Source organism: Paraburkholderia sp. BL9I2N2, assembly GCF_004339745.1.
GTDB lineage: Bacteria > Pseudomonadota > Gammaproteobacteria > Burkholderiales > Burkholderiaceae > Paraburkholderia.
Genome location: NZ_SMGP01000001.1, coordinates 2,788,937 through 2,812,752, shown reverse-complemented (window position 1 = coordinate 2,812,752; position 23,816 = coordinate 2,788,937). Strand labels below are relative to the sequence as shown.

The following is a 23,816-nucleotide window of genomic DNA, read 5'->3' as shown; positions in this document are numbered from 1 at the left end:
CATGGATCGACAAATAAAAACAAAATCAAACCCTGAGAGCTTGCCCGAGGGCCTGACGCTGCGCGCATTGCGCGTGGCCGACACAGAACAGTTTCACGCGCTGCTCCAGTTGCCCGCGGCGATGAACGGCAATCCGCAGCTGCCGTATCGGACCATTGCGAACACGCGCGAGTACCTGGAAAAACTCGAGGCGCCCGAAATCGCGATCGCGGCGACGGTCGGCGACACGCTGGTCGGTTCGGCGAGCCTCAGGCCTTTCAAGGGGCGCCGTGCGCATGCGGCATCGCTTGGCATCGGCGTGCACGACGCATGGCAGCGGCGCGGCATCGGTTATGCCTTGATGGCCGAACTGCTCGATCTCGCCGACAACTGGCTCGGTCTGCGGCGCGTCGAGTTGCATGTCTACACCGATAACCACGCAGCACTCGCGCTATATCGCAAGTTCGGCTTCGAGATCGAAGCGCATCAGCGCGGCGCGGTATTGCGCCGTGGCGTGCTGATCGATTGTTTCTTCATGGCGCGGCTGCGCGAGCCGGCGCCCTGGATGTCGCCGCCATCGGCCGCCCATCTCGCAGCGGAATAAGACCATGAAACAAACAAGGTTGCCGGACGACGCTGCACATTACAAATGTATTATGGTGCGCGCTCTAGAATCGTCGGACATGGATGCGTTCGCCGAGATCATGAGCTTGCCCGGTGTGCGGCGCGGCACGCTGTCGGTCGGCTATCGCAGTCCTGAGCAACTCGCGGCCTGGTACGAGCGGCGCCTCAAAGGCGGCGTGAACGTGTGCGCGATTATCGACGAACGCATGGTCGGCCATGCCGGCCTCGAGGTCCATCGGTCGAGCCGCGCGCACTGCGCGCATTTGGGCCTGGCCGTGCACGACGCGTATCGTGGCCGCGGTGTCGGCGCCGCGCTTTTGCAAGGCTTGATCGATTGCGCGGATGCGTCGCTCGGTTTGCGCCGCATCGACCTCACGGTGTTTTCCGACAATACGCCGGCCATTGCGCTGTATCGCAAGTTCGGCTTTGTCGAAGAAGGCCGCTCGCGCGGTTTTGCCCTGCGTGACGGCGTGTTGGCCGACGTGCTGCATATGGCCCGTCTCGTCGATGCACCGCGCCTCCAGACCATCTGAACGGATTCTTTGAGTGCCATTTTTCTTCATCGACCGCCCGGTCTTCGCATGGATCGTCGCGCTCGCCATTGTCGTGGCGGGCGCGCTGGCTATTCCGCAACTGCCGGTGGCGCAGTATCCGCGCCTTGCGCCGCCGCGCATCGTGATATCCGCCATGTATCCGGGGGCGTCGACTGAAGTCGTGGACGAGAGCGTCGGCAGCATTATCGAGGAGAGTTTCGATGGCGCCGACAATATGCTGTACTACCAAACGACCAGCGACAACCTGGGCGAGCTCGAAATCGACGCGACCTTCGCGCCCGGCACCAATCCGGATCTCGCGCTGGTCGACATCCAGAACCGGCTCAAGCAGGTCGAGCCGCGTTTGCCGCAGCAGGTGGTGCAGCAGGGCATCAGCGTGTTCAAGGCGGCCAACACGTTCCTGATGCTGGTCGCGCTGAGTTCCACCGACGGCACGCGCGACTCCGTGCAATTGAGCGACTATCTGAGCCGCTACGTGTTGCGTGAGCTGAAGCGCGCGCCGGGCGTGGGCTCGGCCCAACTCTGGGACGCCGACGAAGCGCTGCGTATCTGGCTCGATCCGATGAAGCTGCGCGAATACGGCCTCGGCGCCGCCGAAGTGAACGCCGCGATTGCCGCACAGAACGCGACTGTCACGGCAGGCACGCTCGGCGACGCGCCGTTCGTGCCGGGCCAGCAACTGACGGCCTCGGTGAGCGTGAAGGGCCAGTTGATCTCGCCGGCGGAATTCGGCCAGATCGTGCTGAAGGCGCGGGCGGACGGTTCGGCTGTGCGTCTGCGTGACGTCGCGCGAGTCGAACTCGGGCGTGACAATTACTCGTACTATTCGCGCCTGAACGGCAAGGCTGCGGCGACGGTCGGGATTCAACTCGGGCCGCGCGGCAACGCGCTGGAAACGTCGAACGCGATTCGCGCGCGGCTTGCCGAGTTGGCGAAAGGATTGCCTTCGGGCGTCGCCATCGAAATCCCGTTCGACAATGCGCACTTCGTGCAGATCGCGATTCACGAGGTGCTCGTCACGCTCGCGGAAGCGGTGGTGCTGGTGTTCTTCGTGATGTGGCTGTTCCTGCGCGATCTGCGCTATACGCTGGTGCCGACCGTGGTGATTCCGGTCACGCTGATGGGCGCGTTTCTCGCCATGTATGCGTGCGGTCTGTCGATCAACGTGTTCACGATGTTCGGCCTCGTGCTTGCCATCGGCATTCTCGTCGACGACGCGATCGTGGTGGTGGAGAGCGTGCATCGCGTGATGGAAGACGAGGGCCTGCCGCCACGCGAGGCCACGCGCAAGGCCATGTCGCAGATCGGCGGGGCGATTGTCGGCGTGACGGCGGTGTTGACGGCGGTGTTCGTGCCAATGGCGTTCTTTCCCGGCGGCGTCGGCGGAATCTACCGGCAATTCGCGGTGGCGATGATCGCGTCGATGCTGGTGTCGTCGTTCATGGCCTTGTCGTTGACGCCCGCGTTGTGCGCGAATCTGCTGAAGGCGCACACCCAATCGGTGCGTCAACGCGATGCGCGCCGTGGACTGCTGGGTTTCGCGGCACGTGCGGCAAGCCGCTTCACCTCCGGTTTCGACCACGCCGCGCGTGGGTATCGCGGGCTGACCGCGCGCACGCTGCGCCGCATCGGCCCGATGCTGGCCGTCTACGCGGTGCTGGTTGGTGTGTGCGGTGTGCTCTACTGGCAAATGCCCGGCGGTTTTCTACCGAGCGAGGACGAAGGCCAGTTGCAGGTGATGGTGCAATTGCCCGCGGGCGCCACCCAGGCACGCACGTTGGGCGTGGTGCAACGCGTGGAAGAGATTCTGCATGCCGAGCCCGCCATCGCGAACGTTACGAGTGTGATCGGCTGGAGCTTTTCGGGCAGCGGTCAGAACGTGGCGATGGGGTTCGTCGAACTCAAGGATTGGGGCAAGCGCGATATCGATGCACTGGCCCTGCGCGACCGGCTCAACGCAAAGTTCGACAAGATTCTGGACGGCAGCGTCGAGGCGCAATTGCCGCCTTCGGTGCCGGGACTCGGACATTCCGACGGTTTCGTGTTCCGCCTCGAAGATCGCGGCGGAGTGGGGCTCGATGCGTTGAAGGCCGCGCGCGAGCAACTGTTCGCGCAGGCCAAGGCGAGTCCGGTGCTGGCCTCGGTGCACTCGGAAGATCTGCCTGACGCGCCGCGCGTCGAACTCATCGTCGACCGCGCGAAGGCGTATGCGCTCGGCGTGTCGTTCGATCGCATCGCCGACGTGCTGGGCAGCACCTTCGGCTCGACCTATATCGACGATTTCCCGGCCGGCGGCCGCATGCGCCGCGTGATGATCGCCGCCGACGCCGCCACGCGCATGACCGAAGACGATCTGCTCGCGCTCGCCGTGCCCAACGCGACGGGCGGCATGGTGCCGCTTTCGGCCATCGCGACGCGTCAGTGGACGATCGGCCCGGTGATGCTGACGCGCTACAACGGTTATCCGTCGCTCGACGTGAGCGGTCACGCTGCGCCCGGCTACAGTTCCGGCGCGGCGATGGCGGAGATGGAGCGGCTTGCCGCTTCGTTGCCGGTCGGCGTGCGCTATGACTGGGTCGATGCGGCACGCGAGGAAACCGCGGCCGCGAAACTCACGCCGCTGTTGATCGGCCTCTCGTTGCTGGCGGTGTTCATGGCGCTGGCCGCGCTTTACGAAAGCTGGACGATTCCGCTTGCCGTGCTGATGGTCGTGCCGCTCGGCGTGATCGGCGCGGTCGCCGCGGTGCTGTTGCGCGGCATGCCCAACGACGTGTACTTCAAGGTCGGCATGATCACGGTGATCGGCCTCGCGGCGAAGAACGCGATTCTGATCGTGCAGTTCGCCCGCGATCTGTACCAGCGTGGCCTGCCATTGACGCGCGCCGTGACCGAAGCCGCGGGCGCACGCTTTCGGCCGATCGTAATGACCTCGGCGGCGTTCCTGCTCGGCGTCGTGCCGCTTGTGGTGTCGAGCGGCGCGGGCGCCGAAAGCCGCCGCTCGATTGGCACCGGCGTGTTTGGCGGCGTGCTGGCCGCCACGCTGTTCGGGCTGGTGTTCGCGCCGGTCGCGTTCCATGCGGTCGCATCGCTCACGCATGGACGGCGGCGGCTTGCGGAATTGCATCGCAAGCGTGCGGAGCGGCGGGCGCGCCGTGTTGCGCTCGAGCGCGGATCATTCGACGAATCGCCGACGGCCTGACCGTGCTCCACCGGTGCCGTGCTCAACCGGCCGGCTGATTCGCCGCTTGCACGGGCGTCGCGCTAGTCGGCATCTGGGCATTGCTTGCCGACACGCGCGGCGCGGCCGGCATGCAGTCCGCGCGATACTCGGCCTGCAGCTTATTCTCCGCGTGTTGCAGATCGCGCGGGTAGTCGTCGTCATCGGCGGTCGGTTGATAGCCGACCGCTTCGAGTTCGCCGAGTTCGCGCATCAACTGCTTGTGCGTCACTTCGCCTTTCAACGGTGTGAACGGATAATCGTTGCATTGCTGCGGCGTGAGATGCGGTGCGGCCATGGCCGATGCGCTGCCAATCAGAAGAAGGGCGCTGAGCAGGGTTTTCGTTGCAAGCTTCATGTTCATGTCATCCACGAGAGGGTTCGAGTCGTCCCGCATTGACGGCTGCGGGTTGACATCAGGCTAGTGGAGTGCGCCTACCGGAGCGGCGTCGGCAACATTAAACTTGTTTTATCCTGGCGTGATTTGCCGGGTTTTCATGGCTTTGCGGCGAACTTAAATTTTTCTTCATGAAGCGGACATCTATCCGCTAACAGCCCCCGCGTAGCCTGCATGCAAGCACCGAGGCAAAGCGCCGACATTCGTCGAACCGTACGCCCGTGCTCTGAACGCGCAAGCCGAATATGGCATCATGTCCCTCTACTGATAACCGGTCGCGCCCGCCGCTTGCATCGGTAGAGCGGGCTGTGGCGCATGCAATGATCATGTCGCGAGTACTGACGATCGAAGATGATGAAATTACCGCGAATGAAATTGTCGGTGAACTGAAAAGCCGCGGCTTCACCGTGGATTGGGTGGCCAACGGCCGCGACGGCATGGCGCGTGCGATCAGCGAAGACTACGACGTGATCACGCTCGACCGCATGCTACCCGGCATGGACGGCCTGACAATACTTACCACCATGCGCAGCATCGGCATTCAGACGCCGGTGCTGATGTTGAGCGCGCTCGGCGACGTGGATGAGCGGGTGCGCGGCCTGCGCGCCGGCGGCGACGATTATCTGACCAAGCCGTTCGACCCCGAAGAGATGGCCGCGCGCCTCGAAGTGCTGCTGCGCCGCAGTCAGACGCCGGCCGCGCAACTCGAAACGCACTTGCGCGTTGGCCCGCTCGAACTCGATCTGATTTCACGCAAGGTGCAGCGCGACGGCGAGGAAATCGTTCTATTGCCCACCGAGTACCGCGTGCTCGAATTCATGATGCGCCACGCGGGGCAGACCATCACGCGCACCATGCTGTTCGAGGCCGTGTGGGGCTATCACTTCGATCCGGGCACCAATCTGATCGACGTGCACATGGGACGCCTGCGCAAGAAAATCGACCCGCCCGGCGTGACGCCGATGATTCAGACAGTGCGGGGCTCGGGTTATATCCTCGCATGAGCGACACATTTTTGATGGACACAACCTTCCCCGCTCAATCTGCGCTCGGGCGGCGCTGGCATTCCACCACCTTTCGCCTGCTCTCCGTTTACGCGGTCATCTTTTCGTTTTCCGTGATGCTGCTGCTGGGCTTCATCGGCTGGGCCGTGACCGGCGACATGGAGCGTGAGACCGATGTGGTGATGGACTGGCAACTGATCTACTTCGATTCGCTGCCCGATTCGGGTCTCGCGGACGCGATCCACCGGCGCATCGAGCATGAGCGCATGCACACGAATTACTACGGCCTGTTCGCCGCCGACGGCCGGTTGCTGGCCGGCGACGTGCTCGCCTATCCGGGCGCGCTGCCCACCAATCGCACCGGCAAGACGCTCGATCTGACGCTCGCGCTCGGGCGTAACGATCAGGCACCGGTGGTGCGCGCCATGGCCGAGCGTCGCGAGGACGGCTCGACGCTCGTGGTCGCGCGTGACCTCACGCACATTCTGCGGATTCGCCAGACCATCATCAATGCCCTGGTGGGCGGAGGTGTTTTCTGTCTGCTCGCCGGTGTGGCCGGTGGTCTCGCACTGAGCGTGCGGCAGATGCGCCGTCTGAGAGCGATCCGGCGCGTCACGCAGCGCATCGCGCAGGGCGATCTCGCGCAGCGTTTGCCTATTGGCGGACGCGACGAAGTGGATATGCTCGCGCATCTCGTGAATCATATGCTCGCCGAAGTCGAGCGTCTGATGAACGAAGTGAAGGGCGCTTGCGATGGCATCGCGCATGATTTGCGTACACCGCTTGCGCATGTGCGGACGGTGCTTGCGCACGCGGCGGAGCGGACCGGGACGCTCGACGACGCCGAGTTGGCGAATCTGGTGGAGCGCGCGCGCACGGAAACGGATGCGCTGCTCGATCGGTTCCGCGCGATGCTGCGGATCTCCGAGATTGGTACGTTGCAGCGGCGCGGCGGCTTCGGTGAGATGCAGTTGGAGACGCTGATCGAAGAGGTCGGCGAACTGTACGAACCGCTCGCTGAGAGCCGTTCGATTCAGCTTTCTGTTCATGCGCAGCCTGTGGATGCGATCTATGGCGATCGTGCGTTGCTCTTTGAAGCGTTGAGCAATCTGGTGGATAACGCTATCAAGTTCACGCCTGAAGGCGGCGTGGTGCGGATGGAGTTGCGTCAGACGGCTGCTGGGCCGCAGGTGGATATTGTCGATAACGGGCCCGGTATTGCTGCCGATGAGCGTGATGCGGTTTTGCAGCGATTCTATCGCGGTAAGAGTACGCGGCATCTGGCCGGGTCAGGGCTGGGGCTGAGTATTGTCTCCGCGGTGATGCGGGTGCATGACTTCACGATGAAAATCGGTAATGCGCAGCCGGGTACTCGAATATCGATTGAATGCTGGTCAAGGACACTTGCATGAGCCTGATTTCTTTTCTTGTTCTTGCGGGGGCGTGAATGCGCGTTCTCTTCGTGGGACCTTCTCATCCGGAAGCTGCGTGGCTTTTCAAGGCGCTTCAGGAGAGCGCACATAGTTTGCAGCGAGCTGATGATCTGCGGGATGGGGTCTTTCTCGCGGCTCAGGAACCGTTTGATGCGATCGTTTTGATGGTGTTGGAGGTGGGGTTTTATTCTGCGTTGCTGGAATTTGTTGTCAAGTTTGCTTCGGCTGGGAGTGGGGCGGCGATTGTAGCTGTACTGGGCGCGGCTACGGCGCAGGATCGCACCAAAGTTTTGCGCGCCGGCGCGGATGCTTGCTTCTGCCAGCCTTACTCGTTTATTGAAATGCATGAGCGGATGCAGGCTTTGCAGCGCATCGGAATAGGGCGAGCAGTTGTTGGGGGCTCGGGTCCTTCTTCTTTTTTTTCCTCGGTTGATGAGCCCTCTTTGGATACCGCTACTCGGGAGCTTGTTTTTGGTGGGCGCAGGGTTGGGGTCACTCGTAGAGAGTTTCTTTTGCTCGAGTGTCTGATCAAGCAGGTTAATGCGCCTGTGGCGCGGGATCAGCTTATTCGGTATGCCTGGCCGGAGAAGGAAGATGTCGATCCTTCTAGTGTCAATCTGGTTGTTTCTCGGTTGAGGAGGAAACTTTTGGGTGATTTGCCTGAGGTTCGGATTGAGACGGTTAGTCGGTTTGGGTATCAGGTTTCGGTTGGTGTTTAGTTTTCTGTTTGGGGTTTCTTCTATTCGTGGTGGTCTATTAGTGTTGCCCCTGTGCGGGGCGGCACCTACTTTCTTTGCTTGCCGCAAAGAAAGTAGGCAAAGAAAGCGGCTTTACACCGCTAGCCTTTAAGCGGGTCCCCCGCGCAGCTACGGTAGTGGCGCATCTGGAATCTGTGCTCTCGCCCATTCCGCGTTCGTGACACAGCAGTCATTCTTCCGGCGGCGCTGCGCGCGCCGTCGCGGTACTTCTTCTAAACCATTTCTTTCTGCGTCCGCGTTGGCGGACGCGTTCGTTGCTTTTTCTTACTTCTCTCTCGTTCCCTCTGCTTCTACGACCCGTTCATGTACTCCCGTCAATGATCGGGGCATGAAAATCCAACGCATTTATTGAAAGTCTGTCTTGCGGGGGTGGTGTTTTCTGATCTGGATATATTCGTCTCGTGGCTGCATCCATTGCAAAGCGGTCGCTATTTTCAGGCATCCTAAATTAAATGGAAGGTGATTCATGAATCAGAAGATGAAGCTGGCGCAACTGGTCGGGGCACTGTTTTGCGTCGGTATCGCGTCGTCGGCACACGCGCAAAGCAGCGTCACGCTCTATGGGCTCCTCGACACAGGTATCGATTTCGCCAGCAACGTCAACGGCAGCCGTCTCTATCAGATGGCCAGCGGTGTGAGCGCAGGCAGCCGTTGGGGGCTCAGAGGCAAAGAAGATCTCGGTGGCGGACTGTCCGCTATTTTTGATCTCGAAAGCGGTTTCAATTCGACTAACGGTAGTCTCGGCAGCGGGCTCGCGTTCTCGCGTAATGCCTATGTGGGTCTCGCCAGTCAAACGGTCGGCACCGTCACCCTCGGGCGGCAGTGGGATCCCGTGGTCGATCTCATTGAACCGTTCTCGCTCAACGATAGCTACGGTGGCTGGTATTTCTCCCATCCCAACGACATGGATAACCTCGATAACGGCTTTGCAATCAGCAATGCAGTGAAGTACAAGAGTCCCACCATCGGCGGATTTACCGGCGAAGCGCTCTATTCGTTTGGCGGTCAGGCAGGGCAGTTTTCGAATAATGCGGCTTATAGCGCGGCGGCGGCGTATACGAATGGGCCGTTTTCCATTGGTGCGGGCTATTTGCGTGTCAACGATCCAGAGGAGTCGATTCAGAGCTATCAGAACAGCCCGGGATTTACCAATGCCGTGTACGGCAACTTTCTCGCCAATGCGCGTAGTCAGGGCATCTTTGCCGCCGGCGCTTCGTATCAACTCGGCAAGTTCAAGGTCATGGGCAACTTTACCAATGTCAATTTCCAGCAGGGCGACGCGGGTCAGGACGTCAAATTCCAGAACTATGAAATCGCCGGCACTTTCGCCGCGACTAGTCAGCTCAATCTCGCAGCAGGCTACACCTACACGGATGGCCGGGTTCACGCCACCAATCAGGAGCCGAAGTATCAGCAGCTCAATCTGAGCGCGGAATACGAATTGTCGAAACGTACTGCCGTGTATGCACTCGCCGCGCTGCAGAAAGCAAGCGGCGGCGCAGTCGCGCAGATTGCCGGGTTCGATCCGTCGTCCAACGGCAAACAGGTGGTCGGCCGAGTCGGCGTGCGGCACTCGTTCTAGAATCGGAGCAGTCAGTAAAAGAGCGCGCTATCCGCGAGGGTAGCGCGCTCTTCTTTTTAGGAACCAAAGTAGATGTTGCAGTAACTGGGTGGGCCGACGCAGCTGTCGGCAGTGCTCGAAGGGCGCGTCGCGCAGCCGGATAGCAGGAGCCCGGCTGCGACAGCGGCCGCGGCGAAGCGCGCGGAGCGTTTGATCGCGGTGCGAAGAGTCATCGATATCGTCGGTGAGGAAGAGGGTGGTGCGATTAACGGTAGAGCTGGTTGAGATAGTTCATCTGACCGTCACCCTCGGCTTTGATCAATTCGCGGTAGACCTGAGCGCGTGACTTGCCGTGAGCGTTCGTGGCGGTCGGCGAATTCCACTTTCCAGCGGGTGACAGTGTCGTTGAACGGCTGAGCGCGCCGCCCACCGGCGACGCGGCGACGGCCGATGTGGCCGCGGCCGCGAGGCCGGTGGCGAGCAGCAGCGCGAAAGTGGCGCGTGGTCGGGGATCGAGCATTGCAGGCGTCTCAGTGCGCGTAAATCGTCGAATTCAGATACGCGAGCTGGCCGTCCTTCTCTGCGTGCACCAGTTCCCGATAGACCTGTGCGCGCGTCTTTTCGCCGGTGGCCTGGCCATACGGCGGAACCCAGGAACCTGCGGCATTGATCGCCGAGGTGCTATTCGCGGCAACTTGCATCGACGGTGCGGCGGTCTGTTGAGTCGGTGTCGTGGTCGATTGAGCGAAGGCGGAAGCCGTTGCGGTAGCGCCGATGAAAGCGATGGCGAGCGACAGTGATTTCATGTTCGTAATCCTCACAAATCAAGTTGGATGGGCCGATGCGCGAATCTCACTGCATTCGTGGATCGGTTGATGAGAAGGATAGTCAACCGGCTTTAGCGGATCGGCGGTGTGTGCATGAAAAGATATTTATCCGTTCGAGCGTCGGTGAGCCGATGAATCAGGCATTCGCCGGATGCATGTCACGAAGATAAAAAACGTTTCATGAAACGGCCGGTTTTGATCACGGGTGTGTCACCGCGTCTATCTACATTGCGGCTACCCGCACGGTGTGCGGGATCGGTCCGACAATGCGCGGGCCGGCGCCTTCTCTTACCCGGAATCAAACATGAACAAAGCATTGGCAACCACACTCGTCGCGCTGGCCGGCACCTTCTGTGCGGCAGCACATGCGCAAAGCAGCGTGACGCTCTACGGCACGCTCGATACGGGCCTCGACTACATCAGCAATCAGAAGACGGCCACCGGCGGAAAAAGCAACTGGATGATGGAAAGCGGCAACGTGAGCACGGATCGCTGGGGCTTGCGCGGCAACGAAGATCTGGGCGGCGGCTTGAGCGCGGTCTTCGATCTCGAGAATGGCTTCAATATCGACAGCGGCAAGTTCTCCAACGGCGGGGACGAGTTCGGCCGGCAAGCATGGGTGGGTATCGCGAGCAAGCAGTGGGGCACCGTGACGTTGGGTCGGCAATACGACTTTCTGGTGGATTTCGTCGCGCCGCTGTCGGCGACCGGTTCGGGCTTCGGCGGCAATATCGCCGATCACCCGTTCGATAACGACAACCTCAACAACGATCTGCGCCTGAACAACGCGCTGAAATTCCGCAGTGCGACCTACGACGGTCTCACGGTAGGCGGCGCATACGCGTTCAGCAACGCGGCGGGCGGCTTCAGCAACAACAACGCCTATAGCTTCGGTGCCCAGTGGGCGGGCGGTCCGTTCAATCTGGCCGTCGCGTATCTGCAGATCAACCAGCCGGGCGGCGTCAATCAGCCCGCCAATACGGGTGGCGCGGTGAGCAGCAGCGACGGCGACGCGACCTTCACCGGCGCGCGTCAACGCATTCTCGGCGCGGCGGGGCGCTATACGTTCGGCGCGGCGACGGTCGGCCTCGTCTTCACGCGTACGATGCTCGACGATCCGCATCAGATCATGCAAGGCGGCGCCTATTCGACGCTCAACGGCGATCTGCTGACCTTCAACAATTACGAGCTGAACGCCCGCTACGCGCTAACGCCCGCGTTTACACTCGGCGGTTCTTATACATTTACCGACGGGCATTTCAGCGACGCGGGCAAGAGCGTCTCGCCGAAATGGAATCAGTTCATGCTGCAAGCGGATTACGCCTTGTCGCGCCGCACCGATCTGTATCTGGAAGGCGTTTATCAGCACGTGTCGGGCGCGGACGGCATCGCGGTGCTCGGCAATGCCTCGATCTATTCGCTGGCGGCCTCTTCGAACAACCGGCAGGCCGTGGTGGCCGTCGGCGTGCGGCACAGGTTCTGAGCGAAGCGAGCGGACTATCCGCGCGACGCGAGGCCCAGCGCAAACGCAAAAGTCGCCGGTGATGAGCCGGCGACTTTTTTACATACCGTAGGACGCCTTAACCCGCGGCGTCGGTAACGCGTGCTTTAGCGGCGTTCGCGTGCGTTTGCGCACGCGCCGCCTGAACGTCAGGCGCGCTGCTGGCGGCGTCGGCCGACCAGCCACCGCCCAACGCCTCGATCAACCCCACGGAAGCCAGCAAACGCCGCGTATTGAGGTTCAGCGCCGAGATCTGCGTATCGAGTTCGGTAGTCTGCGCCGTCACCACGTCGAGATAGCTGACCACGCCGTCACGGTAGCGCGACATCGACAGCGTCAAAGTGCGTTGCGCAGCGATGAGCGCTTCGTTCTGTTTCGTGGCCTCGTCGCCGAGATGATGCAGTTGCGCGAGGTTGTCCTCGACCTGCTGGAAGGCGAGCAACACAGCGGCCTTGTACTTGGCGCCATTTTCCGCGAGCTTGGCGCGGGCCCGATCGGTGATCGCCGCACGGCGGCCGCCGTCGAAGAGCGTGAATACGAGGCTCGGCCCGACCGACCACATTTCGTTCGGCGCGATCAGCCACGGCGAGAGCGTGTCGCTTTGATAGCCGCCGTCGAGGCCGAGCGAAATGTCCGGAAAGAACGCTGCCTTCGCGACGCCGATCTGCGCGTTCGCCTCGGCGACGCGCCGTTCGGCCGCGGCGATATCGGGGCGCCGTTGTAGCAGCGCCGCCGGCACGCCGGTCGGAATGGACGGCAAGTAGGCAGCGTCGGTCACGGCGGCGAGCGTGAAACGGGACGCGGGCGCACCGGTCAGGCTGGCGATCGCGTGTTCGAAGAGCGCGCGCTGCGCGGCGATGTCGTCGGCGGAAGCGCGCGCGGTGTCGAGTTGCGTTTGCGCGCGCGATACATCGAGATCCGATGCGATGCCGCCGGCGTGGCGGCTCAGCGTGAGCGTGAGGGCGCGCTGGTAGGTGTCGATCGTATCGTTTAGCAGTTGCTGCTGGGCATCGAGGCCGCGCAGGTTGAAATAGGCGCTCGCGAGATTCGCCTGCAAACTCAGACGCACCGATTCGAGGTCGGCCTCGCTGGCCTGCATCGCGGCGCGGCCGGCGGCCACTTCATTGCGGACCTTGCCCCACAGGTCGAGGTCGTAGGCGATGCCGACGTCGACGGTATTGGCGCCGTACACCGCAGGCTGTCCCGCGCCACGCAGCGGCCGGTTATCCGACTGCCGCTGGCGTTCGACCGAGGCTTCGGCGCCGATGGTCGGAAACAGGCCCGAACGCGCCTGCGAGAGATCGGCCGCGGCTTCGTCGTGGCGCGCCATGGCCGCGGCGACGTCGGGGTTCGCGGCGGCCACCTGTTCTTCCAGATGGTCGAGCACGGGGTCGCGATACACGCTCCACCACGCATCGCGTGGCACGCGGTCAGCGGGTCGGGCGAGCTGCCACGGGCCGCTTTCTTTGAACGTGGTGGGGATGCTGGTAGGCGGCGCGTGATAAGTCGGCGCGAACGAGCAGCCGTTCAGCAACGCCGCGGCCGCCAGTGCGATGCATAGACGGCGTTTATCCATGAGTGCTCTCCGCCGTGCGTCGGCCGGCCAGGGCGGTGTCGCTCGTGCCGCTCGCGCCGGTCTGCAATCGCACTTCATCGCCGGATGCGAGCGAGTCGGGCGGGTTGTCGATTACGCGATCCGTGGCGTTCAAACCCGAGGCGATTTCGACGTGCGTGCCAAGATCGGTTGCGATCGATACGGGCTTGAGCTCCGCTCGATTGCCCTTGCCGAGCACGGCGACCTGCAAACCGTTCTGCCGGAAGATCAGCGAGCTCGCCGGAATCGACAACGCGTGCGCGTTGGTCGGCAAGGCGAAATGCACCTCGGTGTACTCGCCGGGAATCAGCAAACCGTCGTGATTGTCGACCGCGAGCTGGACCAGCAAGGTGCCGGAAGACGGCGTGATGGCGTCGTCGGTGTCGACGAGTTTCGCGTTGAACTTTACGCCCGGCCGCTCGGGCACCGTGAGCGTGGCGCTCATGCCGGGCTGGATTGCGGCTGCTTCATCCTGCGGCACGCTCACGTAGACACGCAACTGATGCGCGTCGGACACCGAGAACAGCTCGGGCCCATTGCCACCGCCCGCATTGATGAGCGCGCCGATGTCGGTGGTGCGCGCCGTGACGATGCCGTCGAACGGCGCGGTAATGCGCTTGAACGATTCGAGGGCTTCGAGGCGCCGCACGTTGGCCTCGTTGGCGGCGACGGTGGCCTGTTTGGCGACGAGATCGCTGGTCTTTTCATCGGCGTCCTGCTGCGAGACGGAGTCCTGCTGCAACATCTGCGTCCAGCGGCGCGCGGTGGACGCCGCGAGTTTTTCATTGGCCACCGAGTTTTGCAAATCGGCGCGCGCCTGCTGCAATTGCTGATCGAGGTCGGGCGTATCGATCTCGCCGAGCAACTGCCCGGCTTTGACATGCGTGCCGATATCCGCGTACCACGCATGCAGATAACCCGACACCCGCGCATAGATCGGCGCATTGACGAAGGCCGACAGACGGCCGGGCAGCACCAGTGCTTGCGCGTCGGAGTCCCGCTTAGGTGTGTAAGCCACTACGGTAGGCACGGCTTGCTGGGCGGACCAGGTGGTCAATTCCTGTTTCGCATGCACGCGGCTGGCAACGCCGCTCACCACGATGCCCGCTGCCGCGAGCAGCGCGACGATACCGATGAGCTTCAGATGACGCAGCCGTTTCGGCGAATTGATCTCGATCTCAGTGGACATGATGGACTCCGGGTTCGGAAGAAGAGTGGTCGTGCGAAGGGCGGTGAGCGGCGGCGTCGCGCCGGTGCACGATGCTGAATACGACGGGGACGAACAGCAGCGTGGCGAACGTCGCGCAAAGCAGGCCGCCGATCACGGCGCGGCCGAGCGGCGCGTTCTGCTCACCGCCGTCGCCGAGACCGAGCGCCATCGGCGCCATGCCGATGATCATCGCGAGTGCGGTCATCAACACCGGGCGAAAGCGCGTGAAGCCCGCTTCCATCGCGGCGACCAGGGCGTTGCCGGTGACGGCCAGCCGTTCGCGCGCGAAGCTCACCACCAGAATGCTGTTGGCGGTCGCCACGCCCATGCACAGAATCGCGCCCGTCAACGCCGGCACCGAGAGCGGCGTGTGCGTGGTGAACAGCATCCAGACGATGCCGGCCAACGCCGCGGGCAATGCGGTGACGATCACGAACGCGTCGCTCCATGAATGGAAGTTCACGACGATCAGCAGATAGATCAGTGCAATCGCGCCGACCAGACCGAGCGACAAACCGAGAAACGCGCTATTCATTGTCTGCACCTGTCCGCGCAACGTGACGATGGAACCCTTGGGCACGTCTTTCTCCGTCGCGTGCAGGATGCTCTGAATCTTCGCCGCCACCGCGCCGAGATCCTGGCCTTGGGTTGTCGCGAACACGTCGTAGAGCGGTTCGATGTCGTAGTGCGAGACCACAGCATTGCCCACGCCGCGTGTAATCGTCGCAATGCCGCCGAGAATCTGCGCCTGGCCGCTCTTGCCGGTCACGGGCAGGTTGTTCAGATTCGACAGGGACGTCATGCGATATTGCGGCGTCTGCGCGACGATCGGATACGACACGCCGTTGTTAGGGTTGAGCCAGTACGTCGGCGACACCTGGCTCGTGCCGGACAGACTCGCCACCACGGAGTTGGTGACATCCTGTTCGGTAATGCCGAGCTGATCGGCGCGCGAGCGGTCCACGGAAACGGTGAACTGCGGATACGTCGACGCCTGTTGCATGCGCGTGTCGGCAATGCCGGGAATCATGCGCATGCGGCGCATGACTTCATTCGCGTACCGGTGATTGGCGGCCTGGTTCGGACCGGCCACCTGCAGATCGATCGGCGCGGGTGCGCCGAAATTCAGAATCTGGCTGACGATATCGGCCGGCAGGAAGGCGAACGTCGTGCCCGGAAATTGACGCGGCAGGGTTTCACGCAACGTGCGCACGAAGTCCGCGGTGGGCCGATGATTTTCGTTCAGCGAGATCAGAATGTCGCCGTCTTGCGGCCCAGCCGTGCCGCTATTGTTATACGTGAGATTGATCCCGCTATTCGGCAAGCCGATGTTGTCGATGATGCTGCGCAACTGGTCCGGCGGAATTGCGCGGCGCACCGCGTTTTCGATCAGATCGAACTGCGCGGCGGTATCTTCGATTCGTGTGCCGATCGGCGCACGCACGTGGATCGCAATTTCGCCGGAGTCGATATCGGGGAAGAAATTGCGGCCGAGCCACGGCGCGAGTAGGAACGACGCCCCCACCACGATCAGAAAGCCCGTCACGAAGCGTTTGCGATGCGTGAGCGCGAGACCGAGCACGATCCTGTACACGCCGCGCACGCGTTCGAAGCGCTGCTCGAAGCCGCGTTGGAAGCGCACCAGCGGATTGCGCGAAGGCGCCGCGTGGGAGTGGCCGCCAAGCGGGTCCATCGTCGCGGCCAGTTCGCCGGAGGCGTGGCCGCCCGATGCATGGGCACGCAGCAGGTATTGCGCCATCATCGGCACGAAAGTGCGCGAGAGGACGAAGGAGGCGATCATCGCGAAGATCACGGCCTCGGCCATGGGCACGAACAGGAAACGCGCAATGCCGTCGAGCAACAGCATCGGCACGAACACGATGCAGATGCACAGCAACGACACGAACGCGGGCGCGACGATCTGCGCGGCGCCGTCGAGAATCGCGCTCTTTACGTCCTTGCCCTGTTCCAGATGCCAGTTGATGTTCTCGATGGTGACGGTGGCGTCGTCGACCAGAATCCCGACCGCCAATGCAAGGCCGCCGAGCGTCATCACGTTGAGCGTTTCGCCCATTGCCGCGAGCCCGGCAATGGCCGCCAGCACGGCGAGCGGAATCGACGCCGCGATGATCAGCGTGGAGCGCCAACTGCCGAGGAACAGCAGGATCATCAGCGAAGTGAGCGCGGCGGCGATCACGCCCTCGCGCGCCACGCCGCTGACGGCACCTTTCACGAAGGTCGACTGATCGCCCATCGTGACGAGCTTGAGTCCGGGCGGCAAGGTCGCTTCGATACGCGGCAGTTGTGCCTTTACGCCGGAGATGATGTCGAGTGTCGAGGCGGAGCCGTTCTTCAGAATACTCATCAGCACCGCGCGGTGCCCGTCCACGCGCACCACGTTGCCTTGCGGCGGATAACCGTCGCGTACGTGCGCCACGTCGCGGATATAGATCGTGGCGCCGTCCACGGTTTTGATCGGCAGCGCGTTCAATTCGTCGAGAGCAAGCGGACTGTTGTTCAGCTTGATGTTGTATTCGAAGCGGCCGATCTTCTCGGTGCCCGCCGGAATGATCTGATTCTGTTGCGCGAGCGCGGTGGCGACATCGTTCGCCGAGAGTTTTTTCGCCTGCAAGGCCTGCGGGTCGAGATCGATCTGCACTTCACGCGTCTTGCCGCCGTACGGCGTGGGAATCGCCACGCCCGGCACGCTCAGCAATTGCGGACGAATGAAGTTGGTCGCGTAGTCGGCGAGCTTCTGTTCGTCGAGCGTATTGCTGGTCAGCGCCAGTTGCAGCACCGGCACCGTGGACGCGTTGTAGTTCAGGATTTGCGGCGGCGTGGTGCCGGGCGGCATCTGCTTGAGCACTGTCTGCGAAACCGAAGTCACCTGGGCGGTGGCGGTGCGGATATCCACGGTCGGCTGGAAGAAGATCTTCACGATGCCGTAGCCGCGAAACGACTGCGACTCGATATGCGCGATGTCGTTGACGGTGGTGCCGAGCGTGCGCTCGTAGTACGTGACGATGCGCCCGGACATGTCGTCCGGTTGCAGGCCGGCGTAATTCCACACCACGCTGATCACGGGAATGCGGATATCGGGGAAGATATCCGTCGGCGTGCGCAATGCGGCAAGCGGGCCGATCAACAGGATCAGCATCGCGAGCACGATAAACGTGTAGGGCCGGGTCAAAGCTAACCGGACTATTTTTAACATCGAAGGCTGCTCCGTTCAGAGGCGCGATTGAATCTGCGCGGGCGTGTGGCAATGGGGACTCGCGTCAATGGCGCGGCCCGGTAACGGCATTCTGGGGAGCGGGCCCTAACAGGCGCGGACAAAACAAATGAAACTAGTTTTAGGAAGCGGCGTGTGATGGGTGTTTGCGTCGATAGGCGTGCTGAAACGGCTTTGGCGCTGCATGCAGCGCCAAAGCTTGCTCGTCAGAAATGCGAATGCGCCTGGGTCAGCCGAACAGATAGCCCGAGCCGCGAATCGTGCGAATCAAGGGACGTTCGCCGGGCATCTCGACTTTCTTGCGCAAACGCCCCACGTGCACGTCGATCAGATTCGTACCCGGGTCGAAGCGACAACCCCACACGGCTTCGAAAATCATCGTGCGTGTGAGCACCTGGCCGGTGTGGCGCATCATGAATTCGAGCACGCGGAATTCGGTGGGTTGCAGATCGAGTTCGCGCTGACGGTGCGTGACTTTGCGGCGCACCAGATCGAGCTCGAGCGCGCCGTTGCGCAGCATCGTTTCAGCTTTCGCGTGACGTGGGCGCCGCCGCAATAGCACCTCGACGCGTGCGAACATTTCATCGGGCGAGAAGGGCTTGGTCAGATAGTCGTCGCCGCCGGCACGCAGGCCCTGAATGCGCTGATCGACATCGGACATCGCGCTCATCACCAGCACGGGCGTTTCCATGCCGACACCGCGCATGGTCGCGACGATCGTCAGACCGTCGAGATCGGGCAGCATGCGGTCGAGCGTGACGACGTCGTAATCGCCCGCCATCACTTTCGCCATGCCTTCGCGGCCGGTGTGAGCCACATCGACGGAAAAGCCGCTCGCGCTAAGCGTGCGAACGATGTCGTGAGCGATCAGCTCGTCATCTTCAATCGTCAATATCCTGGGCATGATGCGCGCGCCCGCTTCAGGCGACCGCGCGCAGTGCAACCGGGCGGTCCGGCGCGCGATACTGGCTGACCGCGAAGTCGATGAAGCTGCGTACGCGCATCGACAGGTAATTGCGGCCGGAGTAGAGAATCGACACCTGGCGCGGGCCGCCGTTGATCTCGAACTGTTCGAGCACGGGGACCAGCGCACCGCGCGTGAGATCGTCGGCGATGATCGGCATGGGCAGCAAGGCGATGCCCATATGGTTGAGCGCGGCCACGCGCACCATTGCACTGCTGGTCGCGGTGAGCGCGCTGCCGGTGTTGACGCGGTAGATGCCGTCGGCGTCCGCGAACTCCCAGGCTCGCGGCGAACCGTCGGACACTGTCAGTAGACCATGCCGGTTCAAAGCAGCGGGGTCGCGTGGCGTGCCGTTGCGCGCAAGATAAGTGGGCGACGCAACCGTCAGTTCGTCGACGCTGGTGAGTGTGCGGCTCACCAGTGTGGAATTGGCGAGGCGCCGGTCGTCGGAGAAGCACACGTCGAAGCCGCCTTCCACGAGATCGATCTGCGTGTCGAACGTCGTCACGTCGAAGTCCACGCGCGGATGCAGCGTGCGGTAGGCGGCAAGCAGCGCGCCCAAGCCCGCGGTGGCGAAGGTCATGGGTGTGGCGATCCGTAACGTGCCCTGTGGGTCGCGGGTGGTCTCCAGCAGATTCGATTCCATCTCGTCGAGTTTCTCGATGATCGCGCGGCAACCATCGAGATATTCGCGGCCCACGTCCGTCAGCGAAAGACTGCGTGTGGTGCGGTTCAATAGGCGCATGTTCAGATGCGCTTCCAGCGTGCCGACGCTGCGCGTGACCGCGGCCGCGGACATGCCTAACTGTCTCGCCGCGAGATTGAAGCTGGCGAGATCGACTACTCGTGTGAAGACACGCATCGCTTGTAGCTGGTTCATGTTGGAACAGTAGAGAAGGGCGATGGGTGCATCATCGGCGATGGCGGATAAATCCGCGCTGCTAGGTGCATTAAGTCTTTTTTAATTTTGTGCAATGTTCATGAACTGTACGCGCGAACGGCTTGCCGGTTCCAGGAGAACTGTGAGCAACACTAAGTAAGGGACAAAAAAGAGCGCGGACAAAGCCGCGCTTGCGAAAGAGACTTGAATGAAAGTAACCGCCGCTACGCGGCCACTGAAGTATAGGTGGACTGCGTAACGCGTTGCGCGTGTGATCTGAAACGCAGTCCTGCGTGAAACGCAACAAGCCTGCCTGCGGGTGTTTCAGTTGAGCATGCCGTGTACTTCCAGCGAGGCTTCCAGTTGCTGCGTGAGCGCGTGGTGCAGTTTGGCGAGGCTTTCGGTGGGCAGTGCGAAACCGGCCCAGCCGAGACCGGAATGCCGCAGGAACAGCACGGCGCCATCGTGCAGCGGATGCTTCTCCGCATGCCAGCACGGGTCGATCTCGATCACGTACTGGTGGGTGCGCAGCGGCTCCTCGGGCACTTCCGGGCGCATGCCGGCCCGCAGGACGCTGAGGTGCTCGATCACGGCGTCCAGATCGGCCACGTCGAGTAGCACGGCGCTGTCTGCGATGGCGATGCGAACCGCGTGCTGACCATATTCGTTGACTCTTTCGATGCTCATGGGGCGCGACATGTGCTGGCTCCTTGCGGCTATCACGATGCACAAATTATGTCGCTGCCGCGTCTGGCGAATCCTTAAAGAGCACGATCCACGGATGAAACTTTGTTTAAGGAACGCGCCGGCCGCATTCGCCGCGGCCGGCGTTCAATCCTCTGAAGTTTGCCAGAATTGTGCGCCGCAACCGCCTATTGTTCATACGTATAAAACCGCCAATGTTTCAATATAGAAACATTTTTGGGCGTTCGAGAATCGCGATTCAAAATCTTTAATCACGATCGATTCGTTAAATACGGGTTCGATTGCATCAGGTGGTCAATAAATTCCCAATTTGCGAATAAAGCCGCTATTGAACGGTCATTATCTGGGAGGTTTGGAGTTCAAGTTTGAAACACTTTTGGATGGGGCTCCGCCATACGCGGGTCACAAATCGAATCCCTGCCGACAGGCTCGGTTCACGCGCGCCGATGCCGGAAGATCAAGGCTGTACTTGGCTTCCCGGCCAGATGACGAAAATCGCGCCAGCATGGTTTGCTGTCGCGGCTGCGCAACCTGCCGTTCTCATATCAAACGCAAGATTACGGTTTTCTTCATACATTCTGTTTCTCGATAGTAATTTGTTTTTCAAATTTACTATAGCGATCCATTCCGCTAACATCACGCTTAATCCGTTAAGTGGCCTTGCCGTGATTCTGCCGGCAATAAATCATTTCGCTCATAGTGGCTGCTAACGGCGATCGGGGTCCACAATGTACGACAGTTTGGGGAAATATCATGCCGCACATGCACCTTGATACTGCGAGGATCACCTGGTTACATACGCCGACATTGAACGTGCGTAGTGCAACGCGGCGAATCGGCGTGTTGCTGTTCGACGGCTTCTGGCTGCTCGGCCCAGGCACCGTGGTGGAGATGTTCCAGACCGCGAACGAACTCTCGGGTTCGCGCGCCGGTGAAGAACAACCTTACGAAGTGCAATTCCTTTCCATGGACGGCGGCAGCGTCGCCAGTTCTTCTTCCGCGCGCATCTGGACTGACCGTATCGACGCGCGCTTTGCCAGCGGTTTCGACGTGCTGTTCATCGCGGGCGGCTACGGCGCGCATGTGGCCGCGCGCGACGAGCGCGTGCTGGGCTGGCTGCGTTCGGTGCAATCGCGCACGCGTGCGATCGAAACAATCGGTGAAGGGCGGCTCGTGCTGGAAGCGGCTGGCCCGACGGATAGCGACGGACTGCAGGTGAACCGCTATCTCAGCAATGTCACCGGCGAGTCCGCGCTCAACGCGTCCAACGATCGTAACGATTGTGCCCGCAGCGCGCTCATGTTCATCAAACGCGATCTCGGTGCCGAGCTTGCTCGCAGCGTTGCCGACCGCGTGATGCCTGGCATGGCTGCAACCTGGGTGCCGTTGCCGGCGGAAGGCGGCACGCTCAGCGTGGCCGAGAAGATCCGTGCCGCGGCGCGTTGGATGGAGGCCAATTGCGACCGTCCGGTTTCAGTGGCCGACGCCGCGCAGGTCGCGGCGATGAGCGAGCGCAATTTCCTGCGGCGTTTCAAGCATGAAATGCAGGTCACGCCGTCGGACTATCTGCTGCAGGTCCGACTACGCATTGCGTGCAACTTCCTGACCGAGACCGAACTACCGGTCGACAAGATTGCGCGGCGCAGCGGCACGGGCAACGGCGATCGTCTGGCGAAGATTTTCCGCAAGCGCATGGCGCTATCTCCAACCGAATATCGCGCGCGCAGCCGCGTGGCGAGCGAGGCGTAATATTCATGCAGGTGCCCGTGCCGGCGGCGGGGCGCCTGACGACAGTTGGGCGCGTCCGTCGTGGCGGCCGCGTTTTCGCCGGTCAGGCTTCTTACGAGCACAGCAGCAATGGGCAACAAGGTGATCGCGACGGCATTGCCGGAGGTGAAACTCATCGAGCCCGAGGTGTTTTGCGACGAATTCGGCTTCTGCTTCGAGAGCTTCAGCGCGGACGAGTTTATCGACGACCTCTCGCAAGCTTTCCAGTTCGTGCAGGACCGGCATTCGCGTGCGGTGCATGGCGTGTTGCGCGGGTTGCACTATCAGGTGCAACGTCCTCAGGGTCGCCTCATGCGGGTCGTGGTGGGCGAAGTCTTTGCGGTTGCCGTCGACGTGCGGCTCAATTCGCCGAATTTCGGCAAGTGGTGCGGGGCGTATCTGAGTGCGGCCAATTATCGACAGATCTGGGCGCCACCGGGCTTCGCGCTCGGTTTCGTCGTGCTGTCCAACTTTGCCGAGTGTTTGTGGAAGACCACGGAGTACTGGTTTCCCGAACTGGAGCGCTGCATTCTGTGGCGCGATCCCGACATCGGCGTCGAGTGGCCGATCGATTTCGAACCGACCCTTGGCGCGAAGGATGCCGCGGGCCGGCGTCTTTACGAAGCGGAAAACATCGCCTGAGTTGAGTGTGCGGTCTTGCCGCGCCGAAGCGCGCGCCTCGCGCCGCGCCTGTCAGCGCGTCGCCACTACGGCGCCGACGCTTGCGGTCACCACTAGCAACGTGCCCGCGATCTGTAGAACCCCCATCGGCTGATGCAGTACGACGAAGCCGGCCAACGCGCCGATCGCCGGTTCGACGCTCATCAGGATTCCGAATGAGGCGGCCGGCATGTGCCGCAGCGCCACCATTTCCAGCGCGTACGGCAACAGCGGGACCAGTACCGCGAGGCCCGCCGTCGCCGCGATCTGGCCCGTCGCGACATGCAGACCGCTTTGCGCCAATCCGAATGGCGTGGCCACGAGTGCCGCAGCGATCAGCGATACCGACAGTCCCTCGAGTCCAGCGAACAAGGTGCCGGTCTTCTTCATCAACACGATGTAGGTGCCCCACCCGAGCGCCGCGCCGCAGGCGAGCAGCACGCCGAGCGGTTCGCCGATCCAGCCGGCGCGATCACGCGAAAGCAGTATGACGCCGGCAATCGCCAGCGCGGGCCAGAGCAAGGCTCGCGCGCGACGGACCGCGAAGGTCGCGACGGCGAGCGGCCCGAGAAAGTCGATCGCGACGGCGAGTCCTAAAGGAATGCGCTGGAGCGCCGCGAAAAAGCACAGGGTCATGCCCGCCATCGCCGCGCCGAGCACGCCGGCGGCAGTCCAATGAGCGCGCGAGTAACTCAGCAAGCGCGGACGCACCAGCAAGGCGAGCACCAATGCCGCCCAGCACAGGCGCAACCATGTGGTGCTGAGTGAACCGTAGGTGGCCATCGTCGGCGCGGAAAGCGCGGCGCCGAATTGCACGCACGACATCGACAGTACGCACAGCAACGCCGCCCCGGCCGCGCTGCGGGCGGGTTTGACGCGGGTTTGCGCGGGATTCAGCGCGGCTTTGAGGGTGGTGTCCTGCATGGTCGTCTGGTGAGTTGGCGCTCGA

The 23,816-nt window shown here is 62.2% G+C and carries 20 protein-coding genes; 10 read left to right on the top strand and 10 right to left on the bottom strand.

What is annotated here, in order from left to right; all coding sequences use genetic code 11:
• Window position 1: 1 nt before the first annotated feature.
• Genes B0G74_RS12925 through B0G74_RS12915 form a run of 3 tightly spaced genes read left to right on the top strand, consistent with a single transcriptional unit; the run spans window position 2 to window position 4,356 of the window.
• Entirely contained in the window at window positions 2-583 is a 582-nt protein-coding gene (locus B0G74_RS12925) for a GNAT family N-acetyltransferase (protein WP_132375134.1), read from the top strand.
• 4 nt (window positions 584-587) lie between these two features.
• A complete protein-coding gene (locus B0G74_RS12920) occupies window positions 588-1,136 on the top strand; it encodes a GNAT family N-acetyltransferase (RefSeq protein WP_132375133.1) in 549 nt (182 codons plus the stop codon).
• A 13-nt stretch (window positions 1,137-1,149) separates the two neighbouring features.
• Window positions 1,150-4,356 (top strand): multidrug efflux RND transporter permease subunit, encoded by a 3,207-nt coding sequence (locus B0G74_RS12915; RefSeq protein ID WP_132375132.1) that lies wholly within the window; start codon window positions 1,150-1,152, stop codon window positions 4,354-4,356.
• A gap of 22 nt (window positions 4,357-4,378) precedes the next feature.
• On the opposite strand, the gene B0G74_RS12910 is transcribed toward B0G74_RS12915, so the two are convergent.
• On the bottom strand, window positions 4,379-4,732 hold the full coding sequence (locus tag B0G74_RS12910) for a DUF4148 domain-containing protein (RefSeq protein WP_132375131.1): 354 nt from the start codon (window positions 4,730-4,732) through the stop codon (window positions 4,379-4,381).
• Window positions 4,733-5,097: 365 nt separating this feature from the next.
• Here B0G74_RS12910 and B0G74_RS12905 point away from each other — a divergent pair, with 365 nt between their 5' ends.
• The 4 genes from B0G74_RS12905 to B0G74_RS12890 all read left to right on the top strand — a co-directional run bounded on the left by B0G74_RS12905 (window position 5,098) and on the right by B0G74_RS12890 (window position 9,548).
• The gene (locus B0G74_RS12905; RefSeq protein WP_132375130.1) at window positions 5,098-5,775 is read left to right on the top strand and encodes a response regulator transcription factor; all 678 of its coding nucleotides are present in this window, start codon (window positions 5,098-5,100) and stop codon (window positions 5,773-5,775) included.
• A 14-nt stretch (window positions 5,776-5,789) separates the two neighbouring features.
• Window positions 5,790-7,187 carry a HAMP domain-containing sensor histidine kinase gene (locus B0G74_RS12900; RefSeq protein ID WP_132375129.1) on the top strand — a complete coding sequence of 466 codons (1,398 nt, stop codon included), beginning with the start codon at window positions 5,790-5,792 and terminating at the stop codon, window positions 7,185-7,187.
• 35 nt (window positions 7,188-7,222) lie between these two features.
• A complete protein-coding gene (locus tag B0G74_RS12895; RefSeq protein WP_132375128.1) occupies window positions 7,223-7,927 on the top strand; it encodes a response regulator transcription factor in 705 nt (234 codons plus the stop codon).
• 523 nt (window positions 7,928-8,450) lie between these two features.
• Window positions 8,451-9,548: a porin gene (locus tag B0G74_RS12890; RefSeq protein WP_165923902.1), complete on the top strand. Its 1,098-nt coding sequence runs from the start codon at window positions 8,451-8,453 to the stop codon at window positions 9,546-9,548.
• A 244-nt stretch (window positions 9,549-9,792) separates the two neighbouring features.
• Here the strand turns inward: B0G74_RS12890 and B0G74_RS12885 are convergent, their stop codons facing one another.
• Window positions 9,793-10,047: a DUF4148 domain-containing protein gene (locus B0G74_RS12885; RefSeq protein WP_132375126.1), complete on the bottom strand. Its 255-nt coding sequence runs from the start codon at window positions 10,045-10,047 to the stop codon at window positions 9,793-9,795.
• Between the two features lie 10 nt (window positions 10,048-10,057).
• Window positions 10,058-10,333, bottom strand: coding sequence for a DUF4148 domain-containing protein (locus B0G74_RS12880; RefSeq protein WP_132375125.1), 276 nt, complete (start codon window positions 10,331-10,333; stop codon window positions 10,058-10,060).
• A gap of 325 nt (window positions 10,334-10,658) precedes the next feature.
• Here B0G74_RS12880 and B0G74_RS12875 point away from each other — a divergent pair, with 325 nt between their 5' ends.
• Window positions 10,659-11,837, top strand: a complete 1,179-nt coding sequence (locus B0G74_RS12875) for a porin (protein WP_132375124.1) — start codon at window positions 10,659-10,661, stop codon at window positions 11,835-11,837.
• Window positions 11,838-11,934: 97 nt separating this feature from the next.
• Here B0G74_RS12875 and B0G74_RS12870 read toward each other — a convergent pair whose 3' ends face one another.
• The 6 genes from B0G74_RS12870 to B0G74_RS12845 all read right to left on the bottom strand — a co-directional run bounded on the left by B0G74_RS12870 (window position 11,935) and on the right by B0G74_RS12845 (window position 20,434).
• Window positions 11,935-13,431 carry an efflux transporter outer membrane subunit gene (locus tag B0G74_RS12870; protein ID WP_132375123.1) on the bottom strand — a complete coding sequence of 499 codons (1,497 nt, stop codon included), beginning with the start codon at window positions 13,429-13,431 and terminating at the stop codon, window positions 11,935-11,937.
• Window positions 13,424-14,638 carry an efflux RND transporter periplasmic adaptor subunit gene (locus tag B0G74_RS12865; RefSeq protein WP_132375122.1) on the bottom strand — a complete coding sequence of 405 codons (1,215 nt, stop codon included), beginning with the start codon at window positions 14,636-14,638 and terminating at the stop codon, window positions 13,424-13,426. The genes B0G74_RS12870 and B0G74_RS12865 overlap by 8 nt, the downstream gene beginning before the upstream one ends.
• Window positions 14,628-17,873, bottom strand: coding sequence for an efflux RND transporter permease subunit (locus B0G74_RS12860; RefSeq protein WP_132375121.1), 3,246 nt, complete (start codon window positions 17,871-17,873; stop codon window positions 14,628-14,630). Before B0G74_RS12860 ends, B0G74_RS12865 begins: the two co-directional genes overlap by 11 nt.
• Before the next feature lie 247 nt (window positions 17,874-18,120).
• Window positions 18,121-18,795 (bottom strand): response regulator transcription factor, encoded by a 675-nt coding sequence (locus tag B0G74_RS12855; protein ID WP_132375120.1) that lies wholly within the window; start codon window positions 18,793-18,795, stop codon window positions 18,121-18,123.
• Window positions 18,796-18,811: 16 nt separating this feature from the next.
• The gene (locus B0G74_RS12850; protein ID WP_132375119.1) at window positions 18,812-19,735 is read right to left on the bottom strand and encodes a LysR family transcriptional regulator; all 924 of its coding nucleotides are present in this window, start codon (window positions 19,733-19,735) and stop codon (window positions 18,812-18,814) included.
• Between the two features lie 324 nt (window positions 19,736-20,059).
• A complete protein-coding gene (locus tag B0G74_RS12845; RefSeq protein ID WP_132375118.1) occupies window positions 20,060-20,434 on the bottom strand; it encodes a hypothetical protein in 375 nt (124 codons plus the stop codon).
• 759 nt (window positions 20,435-21,193) lie between these two features.
• On the opposite strand from B0G74_RS12845, the gene B0G74_RS12840 reads away from it, so the two are divergent.
• Together B0G74_RS12840 and rfbC are read left to right on the top strand one after the other, a co-directional pair.
• Entirely contained in the window at window positions 21,194-22,189 is a 996-nt protein-coding gene (locus B0G74_RS12840) for a helix-turn-helix domain-containing protein (RefSeq protein ID WP_132375117.1), read from the top strand.
• A 108-nt stretch (window positions 22,190-22,297) separates the two neighbouring features.
• Complete coding sequence (rfbC, locus tag B0G74_RS12835) at window positions 22,298-22,849, top strand: dTDP-4-dehydrorhamnose 3,5-epimerase (protein WP_132375116.1); 552 nt, start codon at window positions 22,298-22,300, stop codon at window positions 22,847-22,849.
• Window positions 22,850-22,900: 51 nt separating this feature from the next.
• Here rfbC and B0G74_RS12830 read toward each other — a convergent pair whose 3' ends face one another.
• Window positions 22,901-23,791, bottom strand: a complete 891-nt coding sequence (locus B0G74_RS12830; protein WP_132375115.1) for an EamA family transporter — start codon at window positions 23,789-23,791, stop codon at window positions 22,901-22,903.
• Window positions 23,792-23,816 lie beyond the last annotated feature (25 nt).